The 19,529-nt window shown below is 44.1% G+C and carries 15 protein-coding genes and 1 other RNA gene; 6 read left to right on the top strand and 10 right to left on the bottom strand.

The genetic code is table 11. The features are described from left to right. On the top strand, positions 1-723 hold the full coding sequence (locus R1T43_RS16920; protein ID WP_211069840.1) for a YebC/PmpR family DNA-binding transcriptional regulator: 723 nt from the start codon (positions 1-3) through the stop codon (positions 721-723). 111 nt (positions 724-834) lie between these two features. On the opposite strand, the gene R1T43_RS16915 is transcribed toward R1T43_RS16920, so the two are convergent. After that, entirely contained in the window at positions 835-1,734 is a 900-nt protein-coding gene (locus tag R1T43_RS16915) for a DUF2306 domain-containing protein (RefSeq protein ID WP_317350456.1), read from the bottom strand. Positions 1,735-1,990: 256 nt separating this feature from the next. On the opposite strand from R1T43_RS16915, the gene R1T43_RS16910 reads away from it, so the two are divergent. After that, positions 1,991-3,133: a helix-turn-helix domain-containing protein gene (locus R1T43_RS16910; protein WP_317350455.1), complete on the top strand. Its 1,143-nt coding sequence runs from the start codon at positions 1,991-1,993 to the stop codon at positions 3,131-3,133. 27 nt (positions 3,134-3,160) lie between these two features. On the opposite strand, the gene R1T43_RS16905 is transcribed toward R1T43_RS16910, so the two are convergent. The 6 genes from R1T43_RS16905 to R1T43_RS16880 form a co-directional block, all read right to left on the bottom strand. Beyond that, on the bottom strand, positions 3,161-3,685 hold the full coding sequence (locus R1T43_RS16905; protein WP_211069837.1) for a DUF421 domain-containing protein: 525 nt from the start codon (positions 3,683-3,685) through the stop codon (positions 3,161-3,163). Between the two features lie 94 nt (positions 3,686-3,779). Next, entirely contained in the window at positions 3,780-4,775 is a 996-nt protein-coding gene (locus tag R1T43_RS16900; protein WP_317350454.1) for a hypothetical protein, read from the bottom strand. Continuing rightward, positions 4,733-5,440 carry a phage tail protein gene (locus tag R1T43_RS16895; protein ID WP_317350453.1) on the bottom strand — a complete coding sequence of 236 codons (708 nt, stop codon included), beginning with the start codon at positions 5,438-5,440 and terminating at the stop codon, positions 4,733-4,735. The genes R1T43_RS16900 and R1T43_RS16895 overlap by 43 nt, the downstream gene beginning before the upstream one ends. 19 nt (positions 5,441-5,459) lie before the next feature. Continuing rightward, on the bottom strand, positions 5,460-6,170 hold the full coding sequence (locus R1T43_RS16890; protein WP_317350452.1) for a phage tail protein: 711 nt from the start codon (positions 6,168-6,170) through the stop codon (positions 5,460-5,462). Between the two features lie 18 nt (positions 6,171-6,188). Further along, a complete protein-coding gene (locus R1T43_RS16885) occupies positions 6,189-6,917 on the bottom strand; it encodes a phage tail protein (protein ID WP_317350451.1) in 729 nt (242 codons plus the stop codon). A gap of 128 nt (positions 6,918-7,045) precedes the next feature. Next, positions 7,046-7,876, bottom strand: coding sequence for a hypothetical protein (locus R1T43_RS16880; protein ID WP_317350450.1), 831 nt, complete (start codon positions 7,874-7,876; stop codon positions 7,046-7,048). Positions 7,877-8,251: 375 nt separating this feature from the next. Between R1T43_RS16880 and R1T43_RS16875 the strand changes: the two genes are divergently transcribed. The 4 genes from R1T43_RS16875 to rnpB all read left to right on the top strand — a co-directional run bounded on the left by R1T43_RS16875 (position 8,252) and on the right by rnpB (position 13,325). After that, complete coding sequence (locus R1T43_RS16875) at positions 8,252-8,659, top strand: hypothetical protein (protein WP_317350449.1); 408 nt, start codon at positions 8,252-8,254, stop codon at positions 8,657-8,659. Positions 8,660-8,729: 70 nt separating this feature from the next. Next, positions 8,730-11,369: a protein translocase subunit SecD gene (secD, locus tag R1T43_RS16870; protein ID WP_317350448.1), complete on the top strand. Its 2,640-nt coding sequence runs from the start codon at positions 8,730-8,732 to the stop codon at positions 11,367-11,369. Positions 11,370-11,461: 92 nt separating this feature from the next. Continuing rightward, complete coding sequence (locus R1T43_RS16865; RefSeq protein ID WP_317350447.1) at positions 11,462-12,922, top strand: potassium/proton antiporter; 1,461 nt, start codon at positions 11,462-11,464, stop codon at positions 12,920-12,922. Between the two features lie 53 nt (positions 12,923-12,975). Continuing rightward, positions 12,976-13,325: RNase P RNA component class A (rnpB, locus tag R1T43_RS16860), an RNA gene on the top strand. A gap of 40 nt (positions 13,326-13,365) precedes the next feature. Here the strand turns inward: rnpB and R1T43_RS16855 are convergent. The 3 genes from R1T43_RS16855 to R1T43_RS16845 form a co-directional block, all read right to left on the bottom strand. Beyond that, entirely contained in the window at positions 13,366-15,255 is a 1,890-nt protein-coding gene (locus tag R1T43_RS16855; RefSeq protein WP_317350446.1) for a putative bifunctional diguanylate cyclase/phosphodiesterase, read from the bottom strand. 156 nt (positions 15,256-15,411) lie between these two features. Then, a complete protein-coding gene (locus R1T43_RS16850; RefSeq protein ID WP_317350445.1) occupies positions 15,412-18,282 on the bottom strand; it encodes an ATP-binding protein in 2,871 nt (956 codons plus the stop codon). Further along, complete coding sequence (locus R1T43_RS16845; protein WP_317350444.1) at positions 18,282-19,457, bottom strand: ABC transporter substrate-binding protein; 1,176 nt, start codon at positions 19,455-19,457, stop codon at positions 18,282-18,284. The genes R1T43_RS16850 and R1T43_RS16845 overlap by 1 nt, the downstream gene beginning before the upstream one ends. Positions 19,458-19,529: the final 72 nt, after the last annotated feature.

Below are 19,529 nucleotides of genomic sequence, written 5' to 3'. Positions count from 1 at the left end.
ATGGGAAGAGCATTCGAAGTAAGAAAAGCCGCCATGGCCAAGACCGCTGGCGCGAAAACTAAAGTGTATTCTAAGTACGGAAAAGAAATTTACGTGTGCGCTAAAAACGGCGGCGCCGATCCAGATACTAACTTATCACTTCGCCGTTTAATGGAAAAAGCGAAAAAAGACCAAGTACCAGGTCATGTTATCGATAAAGCTATTGATAAAGCCGCTGGTGGCGCGGGTGAAGACTTTCAACCTATGCGTTATGAAGGTTTCGGCCCAGGCAACTGCATGGTTATTGTGGATTGTCTTTCTGACAACGCTAACCGTACCATTACTGAAGTACGTAACTGCTTTACTAAAACTAATGCAAAGCTTGGCGCACAAGGCGCGGTGTCGCACATGTTCGATCACCAAGCCGTATTCCAATTTGATGGCGACGACGAAGACGCTATTTTAGAAGTTTTGATGGAAGCGGATGTTGATGTGACTGAAGTGGAAGGCGAAGACGGCAAAATTACCGTTTATGCGCCGCATACTGAGTACTTCCAAGTTAAAACTGCACTTACCCAAGCCTACCCAGATATTAGCTTCGACGCAGAAGAGATGAGCTGGATCCCGCAAACGGAATCAGAGATCAGCGAAGAAGACATGCCTATGTTCGAAAAATTCATGGACATGCTGAACGACTGCGACGACGTACAAGACGTTTACCATAATGGTATAACACCGAACTAAACGCTTTTAGTACGCTACGTTATTTAAAAGCCCTCTGTTTTGAGGGCTTTTTTGTTTGTGTAAAAAAAGGGGAAATGTACAAATGCCTAGCCAGAAATATTATAGCAAACCCTAGGCGATAACTGCCGGATACCAGCTCCCCAATGTTAAGCCAAAAAGACCAATAAGAAAGATAGCAGAGACAACCAACAGCGTTACGCTTATGAGGTGTTTTAGTAGGGAAGTTCGATTGCTATTGCCAGTAGCACTGTCGGTAGCATTAACGTTAACCATCCATATTAGCTGCGCAATAATATGAGGTGCTACGTAGGACAGCACACTTACACTTATTACTGCAGGGCCAGTAAAGTTTGCGGTGTTAATGCCAAGAGTGCCAAATAATGTCATCCAAGCGAAAATGAACAGCCTAAAAAAGAGCACGCCATTGGCGGCTAAAAATAAATGTAGCGCCCATCGTTGATGTAGTGCCACATTGGCGTTTCTTATCGCGCGAATCGCAAAGAAACTACTTACAATCACCATTCCGCCCGAAAAAGCCGTTAACCCATGTAGCAAAGGGTTGCCTACGGTGCCCCTGGATAGAAGAAGATACATACCTGCTAATGAAATACTGCATGCAAGAGTGACAAAAAGCCGGCCATTATATTTATGAAAGGTTTTATATTTACGCCTAATGACTGGAATAAGTTGCAAGCTTCCGCCAATGATCATCACTATCGCCAATAAAACATGTGCGCCATACATGGCATTGCCAAGTGAATCTCCCGCAACAAAGGCCGTGCTGTTAAAGCGATTCCATTGAGACACCCCTTGGGTTATACCTGTAAAGCCATAACCTGCAATCAGGTAACTAACAAAGAAAGCTTGTGTGATAAGCAAGCAAGAAAATCCTATTTTCTGACTGGTATCGTACAGCTTCGATGCGGCCGATAAGGTAGTAGGTGTTAGTGGATCAGATGCTTGGGTTTCAGGGTTTATAGAATTGGGTGCTAAGGTACTTTTCGCCAACATGTCTTTGCCTCTTGAATAAATGCTTTGCCCTCTAATGTCTCTCTATCGTAAAGAAAATAAGGGCTCATTCTTCTCAAATTCGAAAAATGAATACCTTTAGTTGGGGCTTTTGACATACTCCTTAACAAAGTTCTTTTGTGCTTAGCGGCGATTCTTCTTACACTGAGGACAGAGATATATATTAAGGCGTAGAACCCCTGTGGCGTGGCAAAGCGAGTTACCTTATTACCTTTTGGTGTGCTGTAGTTTTAGCATAATGCTTATTCATGCATTCAAAAATGATAAGCAGACAGTTAACTATTTAGTCGCCATATTTAGTGCATCGCTTTGTATGGTGGCCACGCAGAAATTAAGTGCTGATACTCTTGGCGTGTATCAGTATGTTATTGGGCTAGCAACCTGTGCGACATGCAATGTGGTTTGGTTAATTGCAAGAACGCTATTTCGAAAACATAACCCCTTAAGCCGCAGGCATATTGCGGTAGCATTTGTAGTAGCAGGGTTAGTGATATTTAATCAAACGTGGCACTTAGTAGTATCGAGCGATATTCCTAATCTGCTAACCCAAGCACAAATGCTTAAACTTAAACAGGGAATGAATGAAATTACGACCTTGCTTTCATCAAGCATTTTAGCGTTGTCGTTTTGGGAAGCGTTGCGCGGGTTCGAGAACAAAAATAGCATCCAAAAGCGCCAGTCGATAGTCTTTGCCACAGCCTTTTTTCTTGGCCTATTTAACTCATCAATATTACCTAAATTTCTATTCACGCCTACAGAGATTGAATATTATGCACCTTGGTTAATATGTTCTTCAGCAATGCTAATTCTTGGCGCCATTCAGTACGTGGTTCGCTCGCAAAAAATGAGTGTTCAGCTACGTGGACGAATAAAAAACCACCAACAGAATGAACCACGAAACCAAGTGAACGCTGGCACACCTAGTCAGTCATTAAATGTCGTCATCTCTGATTCTTCTTGTCTTACTAGCACTAGCAGTGAGCGCGACGCAATACAACAAGATGAAGCAATTGATATGGCTATCGTGAAAGGAATAAATACGTTAATTCATCAAGAAAAAATATTTTTGCAACCAAATTTAAAAATAGCTCATTTAGCGCAAGCGTTAGATACCTCGGAATATAAAGTCAGTAAAGCCATAAGAGGCTACTTTGCTGCGGCCAACTTTAACTTGTTTGTGAATCAGTTTAGGGTAAAGCACGCTAAGCAACTATTACGAGATAACGAATGCCAGCAATGGAGTATTTTAGTAATAGCATTAGAGAGTGGGTTTTCATCCTTAGCAACATTCAATCGGGTGTTTAAAGCTATCTCAGGGCAAATGCCGAATGAATATAGGAAACAGGGGAGTACGATGACTTATAGTGTGCCGAACCTATAAAACAATCAACGCAGATTAAACAGAGCCTTACTCTTTTTGAATTGTTCTCGTCCCTTCTAGCACTTCATCTGCACAATGGTTGCCATGAAGCACTGAAATGTCGCCTGTGGTTTCCAGCACTACCGCTCTAACCTGTTGCATGTCTAGTACGTTTGCTTCTCGAAGCTTTGCCATAAGATCGCTACGAGCCACCCGGGTTTCAGCTAGCGCGGAATCAATAATTTCACCGTCGCGCATTAATATAACAGGGGTATTTTGCATCAGTGCTTCAATTTTATCGGAGCGTCTGCGTAATCGCGCTGTTACGAACTGCACTAAGAACAGTGCCGCCATAGCAATCATGGCCTGAAAGAACGCGCTCCAACTATTGGTTTGAGACGCACTTGCTAGTAACGAACCTACTGCCACTGTCATCACGAAATCAAAATTGGTCATTTTTGAAAAAGAACGTAGTCCATTCACTCGTACCAGCAACACCACCCAAAACATGCTCATGGTGGTTAGCAGTAAGCCTTTAAGCAGTATATCCAGAGTAGGTACGGCGCTAAACATGATGTTCTCCTCAACATGGTGATTAACATAACTTGTACCATGCTAATCGCGAAAGAGATTAATCGTTTACAAATTATTATTTAATTTATAGCCTCTAAGTCCCATGCTGACTGACGTGCTCCGACACTTTCAGATTGAGTTCTTCTTTCCATTGTGGCGGTATTTGCTGTTCTATTTGAATTACCCATTTTGGGGCTTCACTCTGAGGGTTCCTGACTTGCCAGGCTTTAGACCACAAATAGGCTTTTGCAATGAGTGCTCCAGCGTTGTCATCAGACACTTCTTCAGCAGCTGCATTATAATACAAAGCCGCTGTCTCTAAGTAGGCAGGAATATACCCTTTGGATGCTGCTGACTCAAAGTAATAACGAATGAGTTCAGATTTGATCTGCCCAGATTGATGTAGGGTTAGCGCGTAGCGATATGCCGACTTCGCCGATTTTTCAGCGGCAATTTTTAACCAATAAATCGCTTTATCATTATTATTAATACCTTTGGTATTTGCGTATATATCTACAAGGATTTCTTGAGCATAAACAGCGCCTTGCACAGCGACTTGTTCGCACTGAGCAACCAATTGATTAAGTTCTATTGTTGGCTTACTTCGTTGTAACGCAGCTATATCGCAATAACTAGCAACTAAACCATTGTCGATAGCAATTTGGTAGTACCGCTTCGCTAGCTGTGTATGTTTGCTTTGTGAACGAGTTATTATATTGTCGCGATAACAATGACCAGCCTCTTGTGCGCCCACAGGAATATTTAGTTGCGCAGATTTAACGAAGTACTCACACGCAAGCGAGCGATTGGCCGCTATTTCACTGGAACCTAATTTAATGCGCCATGCATAACTAAATTGCGCTAACCCATTGCCAGCATCAGCAAACTTCTTAAGCAAAGCCACACTTTGAACACGTTGACCTTGCTGTTCTAATGCTTGCGCTTGATTTACTTGCTCTGTCCACTGCGACGAATCAACAGTTTTCTGTGAATCAGCAATAGCCTTTCCTGCTGACAGCAGACAAAGCAATGCAATATATGAATGTGCTAGCTTCTTGATGGGTATATTCCTTCCAACGCAATTATCCAATGCATCGCTAATGAGGGAGCGCGATTTTCATGTGCTTGGCTGCCACCGGCATCTCCAAGTGTTGTCTCGCCTGTGCCATTAACATCAATTGTTGGCAAAGTAACTACAATACTATCCGCATGCATATCAACAACAGGAACATCACCATTTGCCACCGCATAGACTCGCGTAGAGCCACTCGTTCTGGCCATGGTATTTGCATTTAGAGAAGCTTGATTTGCTCTGCCGCTAGCGCCCGTTAGTTGCAGTGTACCGGTAATTTCAACAGTGATATTAGCGGTGGATGTGGCACTGTGGTTATGAATAGCCATATCTTGAATTGATAGTGTTACTGACTCAACACCGCCAGTCTGCCCCAGCCTGTAGTTAGATAAGCCAGGCCCTTGACCTGCGCCAATTAAAACACGCCCTCTGGCATCGGGTAACTGCATAGTTGTTCGGCCATCACCACCATAGGTAGTGCCAATCAGTGAAAACAGAGTAGTATTTTGAGAAATAGGTAATAACTGGCCGTTTGCAAACGCCCACCCTCGGGGTGCAAAGTTAAAACCTACCACACACATTTGCGCAATGGTTGGATTCGATGGGCACGCTATGGCATGAGGAGTGAACATAGACCCAGTTACTGCTGTCGCACCAATAATCCAACACGTTAATTTATTCATGATTAATTTCCTTTTTATATTATGAGCGACTGGGGAATAGGCCTTGAAGCGCGATGGCCCAAGTGAGGGTTTGATACGGCATTCGGTTTAAATGTGGCTGTCCTGCTCCTGTTGGGGTAATTGCCGTCGTCACTGTTGCGTTAGAGCTGCCTGATAGCGACACTGCGATGCTGTCGGGGGATAACGCAACATCAGGCGCAGCGGTCGAATAGGCGTTAGCACTGGCAACATTTTGAGCAAAAACAGTTGCGGAAGGTGTCGCTGAATCGCCTAAAGATGTTGCGCTTTTTAGTATAGCGGCGGTCGTAACACTGTCACTATCATCTGCAATATTGACCTCGATGGTTGTTGATGCTGTGTGGGTGTGAACCGGTATTTGGGCGGCGGTTAACGCCACCGTCTCGGCGCCAACGCTTTGACCCCAACTATAATTAGTAAGCCCCGGGCCTTGGCCTGGAGCAATAACCCCCCGACCGCGTAAATCCGGAAGGGCAAAACTTGTACGACCATCACCTCCGTAAGTCGTTCCAAAAAGTGCAAACACCGCTGTATTCTGGCTGATTGATAAAATTTGCCCATCCGCCATTGCCCAGCCTCGTGGCGCAAAGTTGAAGGCAAAAGTGCACAAGCTGCCTAGCATTGGCTCGGTTTCGCAAGCTCTTACTGGGGAGGTGTAAATTCCAGCTAGTACTACCGAGGTAAGTAACACAGGTTGAAGTAATGTTTTCATTTTACGTGTTCTCTTGTGTTATCCGCGTGAAGGGTAAGTACCATATAAGGTAATGATCCAATTAACGGCGAGGTAGGGCTGTCGATTTTCATGGGATAGGCCATTTCCGCTATTCCCTACCGTAGTTTTGACGCCAGTGCTAAGCGAAGCTTCATCAACGCTCACATTGAGCGTGGCAGCGTCGTTACTCATCACCACGTCGGGAGTGGTATTGGCGTACATTCGAGCTCTTCGCCCCCCCAACTGCGCCAATGAATTACCTGCTGGTGAGGCGATATTAGCTACAGAATCACTTCCCATTAACATTACCGTGCTTTCAGCATTTAACGTTGTATTGTTGACGGTTACCGTGGCTACTGTTGTAGCGGTATGCGTATGCGAAGGAAGCTGGTTAGAAGTTAATGTGACTTGTTCAAGCCCCCCTTTACTGCCAATGGAGTAGTTTGACAAACCAGGCCCTCGTCCTTGGTGAATGGCAACTCTGCCTCGCATATCGGGCAAGCCAAAGGTGGTGCGTCCATCACCGCCATAAGTAGTGCCAACCAATGAAAATAGTGCAGTATTGTTCGAAATAGGTAATAACTGACCATGCGCAAAGGCTGTATCGCGCGGAGCAAAGTTACCAGCAAATGGACACATACTGGCAATATAGGCGTATGAGCCACAGTTTGCTTGTGCGGTTAGTGGGATACTGGCTATCAGCAGGCTTACAGTGGCAAGCGGCGTGATACATCTGAGTTTTTTCATAAAAAACGTCCTATTCTATCGCGCTTCCCAACTGCAAACTTTCAAGGAAGTCGTGTTTATAACTAATAAATTAAAATTTGAATGCTAAATGTAAGCGACAACCTAATTTAGTTGAGCTTGTTCGTTGTCTACTTGCGACGACATAAACGCATAAGACCAAGACTCAGGAATATAAGCGCAAGTGACGCAGGTCCATTGACATTGGTTGGTGGGGGGGGAGTGGATAAGTTCTCAATACCAGACAATGTGATATCAAAACTTATTAAGCTGTTGTGAGCCCCCAGTGTGTTATCAAGAAAGGATTGGAGTCCGAAAATTCCGCTAAATCCATTGGTGCTACCGGCACTTACGGTTTGCATAAAAGAGAACACGCCCGAGGTATTAATTGCAGCTCCTCGCGTACCGGGTTCAGACTCTACGCCGTCGGTAACTAGGAGATCGCCTAATAAAGTATCAGAATATAAATCTCGTTCGAACAAGGTACTAAAAACATCATCTAAAAGTAGGTAGGTATTCACAAAGTCACCGGCAGCATCTCCGCCAGCATCTGCGGTTAAGCTAAAGTTAAGTGACCATGAAAGCGAAAAGTCATCAGAAGTTTGGTTCTCAGTAACAAAGAGGAACTGGCCGTCAAAGTAGGATTCCCCCAAAGCACCTGCTACACCATTAAAATTGCTGTCGAATTTAAACCCAGAATTGGTGTTGGTAAGCCGGTCTATCTCTAACGGATTGTCACCAGTGGTAGTTGTGGTATCAAGTGGGCCCGAAATTGTGGTCGATGGCACAGTAATACCATTTTCGACTTTATCTAAAGAAGCAGTAATGTTTCCATCACCTTCAATTATATCGGTTAGTAAAAAACCACTGATGTCCAAGCCCGTTGGGATAACGGCCGCGCTTGCTTGAAGGGGAAGTAATGAAGCAGCAATAAGAGTGTAAAGTCTGAAACGTAACTTCATAATGTTTTCCAAAAATTTAATAATTGATGGATTAATAGGCATTAATCGAGCCAATGATTTAAATGCATTTTAATTCAGATGCTTACATTTTAACCAATCTTAATTGTTTAACTTGAGTTAATTTTATGTAAATAAATCCGACAGTGATATTGAGCTGCAAGTGAGTGATTGTGGAGCCGAGCTCATCTTAATATTAGTCAATATCACCATTTCAGTAGTGCAAATATCGATAGGCTTGAAAGTTAAAGCAATGGTAGCGGAAGAGCCCGAAGTTACAATTGAAAAGGCATTAAAAGCAACTCTCTGATTTGCTTTTTACCATTTCATACCCATATACAGCGCAACGGAATAATAAAAAGTTATCACTACCGCTCCATGCATCGTTTCAAGCCTGAACGTCTCAATGACGATCACTCATCATTTCAGAAAAACTACGCGTCTTCAGTTTATGCGTGGGTGTTTTCTATTGTGGTGTCGGTACTTGTATTCAGCGCGCCATTTTCAGCTTATTCCACGAATGATTCGGCTTCGTTTAACGAACAAACTCCGCAGATATCCTTTTCCGATTTTGGACTTTCTGTTGCTACGCGCTTTGGATTTGCCCAGCATAGTCAACAGCAAGACGCTGATGTAGACAATTCTGATCAACATCTACTGCCCGGCGGGTATCGACTCAATATAGTACTCGCCGATTTCTCGGGTGCTACTTTTAGCAAGCCCTTTGAATATATTGCCTTTCACTGGAGGGGCATATCGAGTCGCGGCCCACCTTCTTCTCTGTAATACCTTACTGATATCACGCGCTGCACTTGCAGTGCTTCTCATTTTTTAAAGGTTTATTGCAGGACTTTTTATGACACGATTTTCATTTCGTGGCCTAGTGTATGCGCTAGTTATATTACTAGGCCTACTTAGCGCCGCCCCCAATATTTTACCCGATTCGCTTCGCCAGCATGTACCTCAGTGGTACAGCCAACACACGCTTTCCCTTGGTTTGGATTTACAAGGTGGTTCTCACTTATTGTTAGAAGCGGATACCGATGCGTTATTTGCTCGGCAGTTAGACACCTATTCTTCAGCGCTTTTTAGTGACTTAAGAGAACAAAATATTCGCTACGTTAAACATGCTTCTAAACAAGGGCTAAGTGTTCAATTTACACTTTCGAACCCCGACGACCTTTACAAAGTTAAACAACGGGCAAGTGAAGTGTCGGTACAATCTGACGGTAGTAGCGCGCTTCTTCTTACACAGCAAAGCGTTATCCAGCAAAGCACTGCTCCAAAAGGTATTGCTCCAAAAGGTATTAGTCAAAAAGGGAATGTGATTGTCCTTGAGCTGACTGAGGAATATCAAGCAGCAGTAGTAAAAGATGCCATCAATCGCAGCCTCGAAGTTGTGCGTAAACGGCTTGACGAAACCGGTCTCACAGAACCCAGTGTTACCCGCCAAGGTAGCGATGCTATTTTAGTGCAAATGCCCGGCATTTCAGACCCTGCCAATGTGAAAGCCTTACTAGGTACAACGGCGCAAATGCGTTTTCATTGGCAAACTCAGGTGAACAATAGTGAGAGCTTTATTCGCGCCGACATTAACGACAGGCAGTATTTGCTTGAAAAGCATGTGGCACTAGAAGGTGAGCATATTACCGATGCGGCAGCGGTGTTTAGCCCTGAAACCAGTCAACCCGTGGTGACGTTTCGTTTAGATAATGACGGTGCGCGGCAATTCGCCACCATGACTAAAAACAATATAGGCCGCGTGCTGGCAGTTGTATTAGATGACACGGTAGTCACTGCACCGGTTATCAATAGTGTTATTCCCGGTGGCAGAGGTGAAATTACCGGTAGCTTTACCATGAGCGAAGCACAAGATGTGGCATTAATGCTGCGCACAGGGGCGTTGCCCGTTCCACTGCATATTATTGAAGAGCGTACCGTTGGGCCTGATTTAGGAAGCGATGCTATTGAAACCGGAGTGAAAAGCGGCATTGCAGGGGCACTGGGTGTTTTAGTCTTTATGCTGGCTATTTACGGCCGTTGGGGCGCGATTGCGAGTGTAGCGCTTACGGTGAATATGGCACTGGTATTTGGCGTGCTTACCCTCTTTGGTGCCACACTTACTCTTCCTGGTATTGCTGGGCTAATACTCACCATGGGCATGGCGGTAGATGCCAATATCTTAATCAATGAACGTATTCGTGAAGAAACCAAAAAAGGGCGGCCAGCAGGTGGTGCACTTAAAATCGGGTTTGATAAAGCGTTTGGCACCATTGTTGATTCAAATTTCACCACGCTAATAGCAGTTAGCTTGCTTTTTGTTTTTGGCAGCGGACCGGTGAAAGGCTTTGCGGTAACCATTGCGATAGGTTTGATAACCTCACTATTTACCTCGGTAGCGCTCACTAAGTTGCTAATGCAACGGGCAATTCGCAAGCACCAAAGAGAGCCGATTAATTTATCTTCTCCATTGTTAGTCATGGCCGATAAATTGGGGCCGTTTAACTTTTTAAAGTCTAAAAAATTAGCGTTGAGCGTGTCACTGATATTAACCCTGTGCTCAATGGCGCTCTTCGTTAAGCCTGGCCTGCAATATGGCGTAGACTTTACTGGCGGCACTATGATGGAAATTTCTGCGCCGCAGCTTTCTACGGAGCAGTTGCGCACAGTGTTAAAAGAGCACCACTTTGAAGATATTACTATTCAAGAGTATGGCGCAAAGAATCAGTACTTATTACGTGCACCAGTATCGGAACAATCGAACGCTTTATCTAATAAAGGAGCAAATACAGGAGCTAATACCGGTACAAATACCGACGCTAATACAGTTGCTACGCAAGGCAGCAATATTGAAGCGCTAAAACAGGAGATACAAGACGCTGACAGCACGGTGGTATTTAACAAGGTTGATGTTGTAGGGCCTAAAGTAAGTGATGGTTTTGCCGATCTTTCCATTTTGGCTTTGCTGATTGCGGGCGGGGGAATGTTAGCCTATTTATGGTTTCAGTTCGAAGCGCATTTTGCTACCGCGGCATTACTTACCGTGCTGCTTGATTTAACCAAAACCATTGGTTTTATTGCCTTAACCGGAATTGAGTTTAATCTTACCGCGGTAGCCGCACTGTTGGCCTTAATCGGGTATTCAATTAACGATAAAGTGGTAGTGTTAGACCGCGTTAGAGAGTTACTGCGAATTAGCCCAGAGCGCTCGCTGGCTGATATTATTAATGAAGCGGTAAATAGCACGCTTAGCAGAACGGTATTTACCTCGTTAACCACGTTGCTCGCGTTGTTACCTATGGCGCTAGTTGGGGGAGACGCCGTTAATAGTTTTGCCGTACCCATGGTCTTTGCCGTTGTTATAGGTACCTCATCTACTTTGTTTATTACTTCATCGTTACTCCATATGTTGGGTAAACGCAGAGAGCAAAAGGGGAAAGCACAGCTTCGGCCAACAGCCGAGGAGGTAAAAGCGTCGCTGGCACATATACCTTAAGTGCTTAAATCGAAATAGGTAGGGCGGTAAAATACCGCTTTGCCCATTTCATCTATATACTTCAATACTATTATGTTAGAAGGAGATAACTTGTGTTTGCCGTAGACCACATCATTCTACTCAGTGCTTTATTAGCCATTTTCGGCGTGTTGGTCAGCAAACTGTCTCCTCGTTTTGGTGTACCTGTACTCGTTCTTTTTTTGGGGGTGGGTATGCTTGCTGGTGAAGATGGTATCGGTCGAATTTCTTTTGACAATGCCGATGCCGCGCATTCCATAGGAACCTTCGCACTTATCCTCATTCTATTTGACGGTGGGCTTCAAACTTCAAAGAAGTCTATTAGGCGGGCGTGGAAGCCTGCTGCATTACTCGCCTCTTTTGGCGTGGTTGGTACCGCGGCAATAACGGGTGTAGCGGCCATGTATATTCTCGACTTGCCCCTTTATCTGGGATTATTGCTTGGTGCCATTGTCGGTTCTACCGATGCGGCGGCCGTATTCTCTGTACTTCGTAATGCGGGTATTTCTATTCCATCAAGACTAAAAGCAACCCTAGAGCTGGAAAGTGCATCAAACGATCCAATGGCCATATTCCTCACGATTGGTCTTATCACCCTTATTCAAGATAGCAGTACAAAGGCGTCAGAATTAGCCCTGTTGTTTGCCAGCCAAATGGGGGTGGGTGCAATTACAGGTGCCGTGGTAGGGGGCTTAGCGGTGGCGCTATTTAGGCGCGTAACCCTTATGGCAATAGGTTTATATCCCGTATTCGTTATGTTGTTTGGGGTGTTGGCCTTTGGTTTAGCGGCGAACTTAAATGGCAGCGGCTTTTTGGCGACGTTTATTACCGGCGTAATCGTAGGTAATAGCCGATTTTCCTATCAACGAAATACCTTTGTATTCATTGATGGCCTAGCGTGGCTAAGTCAAATTGCAATGTTCGTTATTTTAGGCTTGCTGGTAACGCCTTCTGAACTTTTACACACATGGAAAGAAGGCTTGTTAATTGCGGTAGTGCTTATTTTTGTGGCTCGGCCGCTGGTGGCAATGCCATTGTTATTATTAAGCCGGTTTTCATTTAAAGCCTCGGTGCTTATTTCTTGGGTAGGGCTTCGTGGTTCTGTGCCTATAATCTTGGCTATTTTTCCGCTAATTTTTGAATTACCCAGCGCTGAGCTTATTTTTAATGTGGTATTTTTCATTGTGATGATTTCAGCCTTGCTACAAGGGTCAAGTTTACCCTTTGCCGCACGTAAATTAGGCTTAGTACTCGATAATCCTCGGGGGGAGTCGAATACGCTAGAAATCGTTAAAGTGGCAAAAGATAAACGGGAGCTCATTGAAATAGTGCTTCACTCTATGTCTGCCTCAACAGGCAAAAGTATTTCAGAGTTGGGGTTACCCGAAGATACTGTTGTGGCGTTAGTCGCCCGTGGTGAAAGTACGCTTATTCCCAAAGGAAGCACGGTATTACAGGCAGAAGATCAGGTTTTTGTCATCACAAAACTGCTGGATAAAAACATCGTAGAGACCTGCTTTTACGGCGATACTTAAAAGCTGCCAAGTGATTGTCGCTAAATAGGCCATCTTCATGTAGAATGCGCCGCGGAGTTGGCCAGGCAATCGCCGCTTTCGTAAGAAAGGGGAGGAAAGTCCGGGCTCCAAAGGGCAGGGTGCCAGATAACGTCTGGGCGGCGCGAGCCGACGACAAGTGCAGCAGAGAGAAGACCGCCTAAGCCAGCAATGGCCGGTAAGGCTGAAAGGGTGCGGTAAGAGCGCACCGCACACCTGGTAACAGGTTGTGGCAAGGTAAACTCCACCCGGAGCAAGACCAAATAGGATCCCTTAACGTGTGGCCCGCATGGGGATCGGGTAGGTTGCTTGAATCAGTGAGTAATTGCTGATCTAGAGGAATGGTTGCCCACGACAGAACCCGGCTTATCGGCCAACTCCACCTTTTTTTCGTAAGTGAAGCGTCTGCTTCACTTACCATTCCCTTAAGCGCTCAATAATTTGAGTAAGTTATCCCAAGGTAACGGGCGCGATAAATAATATCCTTGTGCCCAGTCACAGCCATTTTCTCGTAGATATGTCATCTGCGCTTCAGTTTCAACGCCTTCGGCAATAACGCGAAGATCGTAAAGCTTTGCCAAATTTTGAATAATCATCACCATCTTGTTGCGCGCTTCACGTTCTGAAAAAAGATCGTTCACAAAAGAACGGTCGATTTTCAAACAATCTGCAGGGTAATGTATTAACTGACTGAATGCAGTGTAGCCGGTACCAAAATCATCGAGCGCTAAAGACACCCCGAGTTCATCCAGTGCTTTTAACGTGTTCAGGGCACTTACATCATCGGCTACAAATGCGGTCTCTGTAACCTCAAGCTCTACACTTTCTGGGGCAATGTTATAACGCTCTAATAGGTTTTTTACCTGTGCGGGAAATGCGTCGTTATGCAACTCCACCCCTGAAATGTTTATGCAAATCTGTCCCTTAAATAGATGTTCTTTTTGCAAAGTTGCTAGTGCTTGAAAAGCATTGTCTATCACCCATAAATCGATTTCTTTGATAAGGCCGGTAGTTTCAGCAACTGGAATAAAGTGGTCAGGGCCAACACCTTCTAATTCAGGGCTTTGGCAGCGTAGCAGTACTTCAACCGCTACGATGGTATTGTCGTTACAGTCAAATATCGGCATATAAACCAATGAGAAATGTGCCTCATTTAAAGCCTGTCTTAAGCCTTTTTCAATCCGTTGGCGTTGACGTAGCGTATCGGCGATTTCCTGAGTGAAAAACTTAAAACAATTACGACCGTTATGTTTTGCGTCGTACATTGCGGCATCTGCGTGATGCAGCAATGTAGAGGGATCGGTGGCATCATCAGGGTAAACAGCAATACCAATGCTTGCGTAAATCATATGGGTTACATCATCAACTTTAAAACCACCGTCGAAGATATTCAAGATACGTGTTGCAACGACGCTGGCGTCAAGAGGGGCTTTAATATTGCGCAATAGCACAACAAATTCATCACCTGCTAGCCTTGCTAGGCTTTCTGTCTGCGGCTTTAGCAGCTGATCAGTAGGGCGGATTTCTTCCCAAAGTCGTTCACTGAACTCAAGTAATAGTCTATCGCCTGCTTCATGGCCGTATTGGTCATTCACCTGCTTAAAATTGTCTAGGTCAATATACAATAAGCCAACGCGTTGTTTATCTTTCTCTGCTCGGGACAAGAGGCGCTCTAAATTAGTTTTAAAGCTCCACCGATTAGGAAGGCCTGTTAGCGTATCGTAATAGGCCATCTTGCGAATATCATCATCATGCAGTTGCATAATCGTTTTATAAGCTAGCTCCTCTGACCGCAAGGCGGCTAGGCAAATAGCGTTTAGCGCCAACATCGTTAGAATGAACCGAATTGCTTCTACGAATGAGTAGTTAGTCATCAACAAAATAGAAGCAGGCGTAAATAGCAGTAGAATACTGGCCACACTGAAAATCACAAACCAAAATACAGCAGGCCAAAAGCGATTGATAAAAAGATTGATGGCAACAATAGGGTAAACCCACAGCATCCCTGTATTATTTTTACCGCCTGTAATGATTAAGCTCATTGATAAGAAGAAAAGAATGCCACTTAGAATAGAGGCTGCACGCTCAACATTGCCGGTACGTTTTAATAGATAAATATTGAGTAAGCCGACCAAGGCGTTGACGATTAATATAGTACCCAGGACTTCGGCGCCGTCGACTAGGCTAAAACTCCCTAAGGCAAATAAGAAAATAACGCCTAATATGGTTAAAACTTGACAGAGCCTATAGCGCCGTCGGTATCGTACTGCCAACATTTCTTGTTGACCTGCTTTAATTTCACCGGTGTGAGTCATGTTTACCAAGGGTTCATTAAGTATTGATATTAAGCTATTGCTGCTTAACGGTATTTACTATCAATAAGTTAATTTTTTGATGTGTGTAAATAGGATAGACGACAAATCTACCCTATTCAAAGTGCATATTATTTTAGAGGATAAGAAGGGGCTGAATCAGCTAAGCTGTAATTTGGCTTCGGTGCTCTTTTCAGCCCAGTAGTTTACTTTTTCTAGTAGGTCTTGAATGTCGAAGGGCTTACTTAAATAGTCGTTCATGCCGGCGTTAAAACAGTCTTCTCTGTCACCTTTCATGGCATTCGCTGTTAGTGCAATGATGGGGGCATTCACATACCGCTCGCCAGCTTCACCGCGACGTATTCGACGGGTTGCTTCAAAGCCATCCATGTCAGGCATTTGGCAGTCCATCAATATTAAATCAAAAGTCACTTTCATTTTCTTTAAGGCTTCTAATGCTTCAACACCTGATTTCGCACTCAAGGTTTTGTGGCCGCTTAAATGCTGTTTCACAATGACTTGGTTGATATCATTATCTTCAACAATAAGAATTTTACGTTTTTGTGTTGCGGTATTGTGGCTATGAGCCGCACTTCGCTGGGGCGCTACTAAGCTATCGTCACCCTCTTTTAGCATAATGTTGAAAGTGAAAGTACTCCCTTCGCCTTTTTCACTTTCTAAACGAATTTCACCATCCATAAGCTCACACAACTGTTTACTAATAGAAAGGCCAAGCCCCGTGCCACCAAATTTGCGAGTTGTAGACAAGTCTTCTTGGGTAAAGACCTCAAAAATCCCTGCTTGTTTTTCTTTTGCGATACCTATCCCTGAATCTTTGACTGCGCAGGTTAAGCGAAGCTCATCATCGCTGGTATGTTCAATGGTGGTAGTGACGTCAATTTCACCCTTCTCGGTGAATTTAACTGCGTTGCCAATCAAATTAGAGAGGATCTGCCGGAAGCGAACCGAGTCTCCAATGACCACATGAAAACCTTGAAGGTTAAAATGAAAATGAAGGCGAAGCCCTTTTTCTTGACACAAAATGGCGTATTGCGACTGCAAGCTTTCAAGGGTTTCTAATAAATCGAAAGGTTGAGCATCTATTTGAAGTTGCCCAGCTTCAATTTTAGAGAAATCAAGAATGTCATTAACGATGTGTAGCAGGCCTTGAATACTAAAATTAGCAAGCGAGAGGTAGTGCTTTTGCTCGTCGTTCAATGGGGAGTTCGATAGCAACTGCAGTACCCCAGAAATACCGTGAATAGGAGTACGTATTTCATGGCTCATACTGGCAAGGAAACCAGACTTCATATGCGCTGACTCTTCCGCCTTTTGCTTCGCATCTTGTAAATAACGCTCGGCTTGACGCTGTTGTGTCACGTCTTGTTGGAAACCAATATAGTGGGTGACTTCGCCTCCAGACTTTACAGGAGTAAGTATAAGCCTGTTGTAGAAAGACGTACCGTCTTTACGGTAGTTAAGTATTGTGGTTTCAACGGGTTCACGGTTTGCAATCGCTTTGCGGATCAGTGTTGTTGCATGGCTATCAGTACCATCACCCTGCATCAGCCTGCAATTTCTACCAATAATATCTTCTTTATTGTGCCCTGTAAGACGGCTGAATGCATTGTTCACGTATATAATGGGCTGACCAGTGCGCTTGATATCAGCGATGATAATAGAAACGGTAGCTTCATCCATGGCGTGATTAAGAATTTGCACATGACTTTCAAGGGAACGCTGAGTGCTGAAATCAACTCCAACGAAAATAGCGCCTTTAATGTTATGGTTAGCATCTTCAAGTGGCGTATTGGTCCATTTAATATGCTTTTCTAGTCCGTCTTCTACCGAGAAATGTTTTAACTCTCCAGAAGATTTATTAATGAGCTTGTTGAGTATGTACTTAACCGTACCCTCACGCTCTCCGTACTGATCTTCACAAAAAGCATCGAACCGTTTGTTGCTTAACATCACGCGATGGTTTTCATCTACCACTAAGAGCATATCTCCCATCGAATCAATAACATTAGAAAATTGTTCATTTGATAACGACATCTCTGCAAGGTCTGATATTAACGTATCAAATGCACTGCGAATATTGGCTAATTCTCGGGCCTCTTCTACAACCACTGGCTCTTGAATATCGGTATCTTTAATACGATTTACAATGTCTTTATAAAGGGCTGACAGGGTGTTCTCAGCAAGCAGCGCCGTGGTACGAATCATGTGAAAGTTAACTAAGATAATACCGACAATAATGGCCAACATGAGTAGTGCTAACCAATACAAACCTTTAAGGGCGTTGCCGATAGGTTTAATGCTATACAGAGTTAAGTTCTGATAGCGAGAGTCCTGCAATACATAGCCCATGGTATCCACATCACTAAACGGGGTGCCGGGAATGATAAATTCAGGATCACTGCTGAAAAGTACTAATCCATTTTCTTCAGTAACGATTTGGTTGGTTAGTCTAGGGTAGGGAGCTAGTAAGGCTTGAAGGCTTTCCACATACATGACTAACGCACCTTCTGCTGCACCGCCTAGCAAAACAGGAACTGAAAAAAGCACCCCATTTTGGGTGATTGAAGAAAATGATAGCGACGCGCCAAGGGTCTTTTGCTGCCATGCAGTATCTAGTTTTTCAGAAATAGAATGACTCCAATTTTTCTGAATAACCATTTCGCCGGAAAAGTCGTATAACGCAAATTCTACATTGCGGGTTTGGGTTAACTTTAACGATCTAAAGAACATAGGGAGGTAATTATCCCGCTGTTCTAAATCCACCAGTGAATTGATAATAATATCGTTAGATGCAAGGTCAGATAACTGCCGAGTGGTATCGTTAACGATGAAAGAAAGATCATGTTTTAAGCCTTCAATAGACTGTTTTTGAACGCTCTCAATTTGCTGCTTGGCAAAAAAGAAGGTAAACGCAAAAAGCATTAACGCTACAATTAATATTAACCCGAACAAGCGGGGTAACATACTGGTTAATAAGCGCTTTCTAAGCGGTGGTGGCTGGAATTGCATTACTGATTTTCCAGAACGACCAAGTTACCTTTTTTATCAAATGAAGCCATAAAATAGTCCTTAGCCATTAATGCGTCATGCTGTGTGGGGGTAAATGCAGGGTCATAAGTTTTCAATACACCGTCGAAAGTACCTAAGTCTTCTAAAGTGTTTCGTAGCGCATCTACATCAGTGGTACCTGCTTTTGTTACCGCTAATGCTAGCATATTGACAAGGTCATACGCGTGCGCAATGCCTGTAACCGCGTGAATAGCTTCAGGATCGACTAAGCCATATTTGCTGTGATAAGCCTCTAACAACTGCTGGGCTTTTATGTGCTTTTGATAATCAAAGTGAAAGGTTTGCAAGACCGATAAATTCAGTAAGTCGGGCTCTACATGTAAACGCTCTATAAAGTTGCCTGAAGCAATGCCCCAATGGGAAATAACAGGTAAAGCTGTGAGGTTTTGGGCGGCTAATTCGTTCACTACCACCGCACCTTCAGGTGCATTTGCAACTAAAATGATGGCTTCTGCTTTGTCTGACTTGATAGCAGATATATCTTCTTCAAATTTCTTCTGTTGCCAGTTAATCCAGCGGGTAGTGGTTATAGTGAGCCCCACTTCGGCCGCAGCTAAGGTTAGCGATGCCTCATTAGAGCGCCCCCACCCAGTACGCTCTAAAACGAGTGCAACGCGTTTAATACCGCGAGCAGCAGCATGCTGGATTAGTACTTTTCCCGCCTCGGCGTCACGGACTGACACGCGAAATACATTATTAGGAGTATATTGGTTGTCTACCACTTGCGTACCCGCCGCCCAAGGAACAAGATAAAGCAAGTTAAGTTGATGAATAGTCTCAAGTTCGGCTAATGCCACAGGGGTATGTACGCCTCCTATTACCGCGATTAAATCGCTGTTGGTGGCGAGCTGTTTAATATTGTGAATACCGCGGGCAGGGTTGCCCCGGTGATCTTTTAAGAGGATATCAACTGGACGGCCTAGCAAGCCCCCTTTTTTATTAATTTCATCTACCGCAAGTTCAACGCCTCGTTTAATGGCTACACCACCGTCCACGGCGACAGCCGAAAAGTCAGCATCTATACCAATATAAAGTGGTGTAGACGCCTCACTGCCGTTGGAGTGAAGACTTAACGTCAATAACGTTAACAGCCAAAATGTGAAACGTAAGCGCATAAAATCTTGAAGTTGAGGATAAGGCTAGTAATTGTATAGCATTAATTGGTTAGTTTTACCTTCCAAACCTTA

This window comes from Alteromonas sp. CI.11.F.A3 (assembly GCF_032925565.1).
Classification (GTDB): domain Bacteria; phylum Pseudomonadota; class Gammaproteobacteria; order Enterobacterales; family Alteromonadaceae; genus Alteromonas.
Note: the sequence above shows the minus strand (reverse complement) of the source record. Positions and strands in the feature narration are given on the sequence as shown.

What these genes read in the sequence shown, in the direction of transcription:
- R1T43_RS16920 (WP_211069840.1), top strand. Translation starts at nt 1, where the DNA reads ATGGGAAGAGCATTCGAAGTAAGAAAAGCCGCCATGGCCAAGACCGCT.
- R1T43_RS16915 (WP_317350456.1), bottom strand. Translation starts at nt 1,734, where the DNA reads ATGTTGGCGAAAAGTACCTTAGCACCCAATTCTATAAACCCTGAAACC.
- R1T43_RS16910 (WP_317350455.1), top strand. Translation starts at nt 1,991, where the DNA reads ATGCTTATTCATGCATTCAAAAATGATAAGCAGACAGTTAACTATTTA.
- R1T43_RS16905 (WP_211069837.1), bottom strand. Translation starts at nt 3,685, where the DNA reads ATGTTTAGCGCCGTACCTACTCTGGATATACTGCTTAAAGGCTTACTG.
- R1T43_RS16895 (WP_317350453.1), bottom strand. Translation starts at nt 5,440, where the DNA reads ATGAATAAATTAACGTGTTGGATTATTGGTGCGACAGCAGTAACTGGG.
- R1T43_RS16890 (WP_317350452.1), bottom strand. Translation starts at nt 6,170, where the DNA reads ATGAAAACATTACTTCAACCTGTGTTACTTACCTCGGTAGTACTAGCT.
- R1T43_RS16885 (WP_317350451.1), bottom strand. Translation starts at nt 6,917, where the DNA reads ATGAAAAAACTCAGATGTATCACGCCGCTTGCCACTGTAAGCCTGCTG.
- R1T43_RS16880 (WP_317350450.1), bottom strand. Translation starts at nt 7,876, where the DNA reads ATGAAGTTACGTTTCAGACTTTACACTCTTATTGCTGCTTCATTACTT.
- R1T43_RS16875 (WP_317350449.1), top strand. Translation starts at nt 8,252, where the DNA reads ATGCATCGTTTCAAGCCTGAACGTCTCAATGACGATCACTCATCATTT.
- secD (WP_317350448.1), top strand. Translation starts at nt 8,730, where the DNA reads ATGACACGATTTTCATTTCGTGGCCTAGTGTATGCGCTAGTTATATTA.
- R1T43_RS16855 (WP_317350446.1), bottom strand. Translation starts at nt 15,255, where the DNA reads ATGACTCACACCGGTGAAATTAAAGCAGGTCAACAAGAAATGTTGGCA.
- R1T43_RS16850 (WP_317350445.1), bottom strand. Translation starts at nt 18,282, where the DNA reads ATGCAATTCCAGCCACCACCGCTTAGAAAGCGCTTATTAACCAGTATG.
- R1T43_RS16845 (WP_317350444.1), bottom strand. Translation starts at nt 19,457, where the DNA reads ATGCGCTTACGTTTCACATTTTGGCTGTTAACGTTATTGACGTTAAGT.